At 58.1% G+C, this 2,298-nt stretch carries 3 protein-coding genes; all 3 read right to left on the reverse strand.

The window, feature by feature from the left end:
- Positions 1 to 523 precede the first annotated feature (523 nt).
- The 3 genes from JQ586_RS40135 to JQ586_RS40145 all read right to left on the reverse strand — a co-directional run bounded on the left by JQ586_RS40135 (position 524) and on the right by JQ586_RS40145 (position 2,146).
- On the reverse strand, positions 524 to 1,042 hold the full coding sequence (locus tag JQ586_RS40135; RefSeq protein WP_212400139.1) for a hypothetical protein: 519 nt from the start codon (positions 1,040 to 1,042) through the stop codon (positions 524 to 526).
- A gap of 78 nt (positions 1,043 to 1,120) precedes the next feature.
- A complete protein-coding gene (locus tag JQ586_RS40140) occupies positions 1,121 to 1,618 on the reverse strand; it encodes an Hsp20/alpha crystallin family protein (protein WP_212400140.1) in 498 nt (165 codons plus the stop codon).
- 78 nt (positions 1,619 to 1,696) lie between these two features.
- The gene (locus JQ586_RS40145) at positions 1,697 to 2,146 is read right to left on the reverse strand and encodes an Hsp20 family protein (RefSeq protein WP_212400141.1); all 450 of its coding nucleotides are present in this window, start codon (positions 2,144 to 2,146) and stop codon (positions 1,697 to 1,699) included.
- Positions 2,147 to 2,298: the final 152 nt, after the last annotated feature.

Here is a 2,298-nt window from a genome sequence, read left to right on the forward strand (position 1 = left end):
CATTGGACATCCGTACCGCTTAGTTCGGAAGACACACGAATGCGGGATCATCCAACGCTCGCCCAAACGCTCCAACCATTGCCGCCGCCTCATGGTCTCCGCGCTCGTCGAGGACACGGTACAGAATTTTCACTCTCTCCCGGAATGCGGCCAGAACAGATGGATCGCGTTCGCATAGGACCCCAGCGACGCAAAGAGCAAGCGCTTCTGTACCCATCTTGACCTGAGCCAATGAGCCTCCATTCATCCCTGTTCCTCCAGCCTGATTCAAATTGGCCGCAGTCTAATCTCCAACGTATCCTCCGAGCTTCAACGACCATGGGAATGTCGACTCCAAGAGCCTATCGAAGACTGATCGCAGTTCGAGCAGACGCTGCTCAATATCTCGTCGCTCAGCACCGGGCGGATCAGACTGAAGCAGCTTCCGACATTGCCAAATGTCGTTCCGCACGCATCTCATCTCGCTCAGGCTGTCATCGATGGTCGTCATTGTGCCCCTGTTCGAAGCTGACCCGAAGATTGATTAGCCCTGCAATTCTTCAGCGAGTCGTCGCTCGATGAAGCGGCGTTCAACATCACTCAGCTGTGTGTCGAGGAGCTTGCGATATCGCCGCACGTTCGCCTCCCGGGTCCACCGCGAACCATTTGTCGTGCGGGAAACCCGTATCGATCGATAGCGCCGAGTAGACGAATGTCTGTCAAAGAGCCGTTGCGGCTCTACAACGCCAGTGCATTCGACCTTGCTGAAGCGCGGCAACCGCATGGCCATTCCCCCGCGTGGCGGGGGATCTCCGTCGTCGTCCAATTGCTTCAGTCCGGTTAGAATATCATCGAGGCGAAGTCGGTGCGGGATACCGGGGACCTCGCGAAAAGCCGGTCGGGATTCGACCACATACATGTCCGATGCCCAGGACGAGAGGATCACGCGCTTCTCGTCTCTCGACAGCGCGGCGTCGTTCAGGACATCGGCGGGTGAATTGTAGTGGGCTGCCTGGTGAAAAAGTGACGTAACGTTGCTTGCCGTACGGTCAACTTGACTCATGTCGTGTCTCCATTTGCTCCTTTCGTCCAGAGACGAGTGATAAGGGGGATGAGGGCAGCGATTCGCTGCCCTCATGGTTCACGTGGCGTTGACGGGAATACGTTTGGCGTTCTGGGTCGACTGCTCGGCCTTCGGTATCGTCACCGTCAGAACACCATTCTTGAAGTCAGCCTGAGCCTTGTCTTCCTCGACGTTCTCCAACGGGATCTGACGTTGGAACGATCCGTAGTAGCGCTCGCTGACGAATTTCGATTCGTCGCTGCGTTCGGCCTTTTTCTCGCCCCGGATCGAAAGAACGCCGTTGGCGATTTCGACCTGAACGTCCTTTTCAGTGAGACCCGGAAGTTCGGCGGAAACCGTCACGGCCCGGTCGGTCTCGCTGAGTTCAAGCCGAGGCCACGCGAATTGGCCCTCCATCAGCGGGGTGCCAAACCGGCCAAACGAACCGAAGCCGCGAAAGGCGTCATCGAAGAGGCGGTTCATTTCGCGATGAAGCGTGACGAACGGATCGAACGCCTCTCGCCCGGTCGAGAGCTGCTGGCTTTTGGTCCACGGAACAAGATCACGAAAGCCCATGATATCCTCCTTGACATGAAGCTGATCGACATGCGGAAGGTTGGCGTCCGCATGCGACGTGGTCAGGCGCGAGGCCGCCTACGCGGCCTTCTGGGTGATTTGCCCGCCGGAAGTGGCACCGCCGATTGCGATGCGCCGGGGCTTCATGGCCTCAGGGATTTCGCGAACCAGTTGGACCCGGAGCAGGCCATTGTCGAAGGTCGCGGTCTTCACCTGGACGTAGTCGGCAAGGCTGAACTGCCGCTTGAATGGCCGAGCCGAGATCCCCTGGTAAAGAAATTCGCGCTGATCCTTGTCGCACTTGCGACCCTCCACGGTCAGCACGTTCTGCTCAGCGGTCACGGCGATCTCGTCCGGGGCGAAACCGGCCAGCGCCAGGGAAATCTGGTAGCGATCTTCCCCAAGCCGCTCGATGTTGTAGGGCGGATAATTGTTCTCAGACCGATGCTGCGATTCGTCGAGGAGATCGAAAAGGCGGTCGAAGCCAATGGTCGAACGCCACAGGGGAGCATAGTCGTAAGTCCTCATAGCCAGATCCTCCTAAGAGCAAGATGGATACGAAGGAGCGCAAGACACCTGTCCGGCGCCCTGTTCAGTTCGCCGGACCCGAAGCTGGCGACCGGCACCGCCCGCAAGCGGCAAAAATCGACTTAGAAAAACCGAAATCAATTTTCAAGGGG

Source organism: Bradyrhizobium jicamae (genome assembly GCF_018130215.1).
GTDB classification, from domain to species: Bacteria; Pseudomonadota; Alphaproteobacteria; order Rhizobiales; family Xanthobacteraceae; genus Bradyrhizobium; species Bradyrhizobium jicamae_A.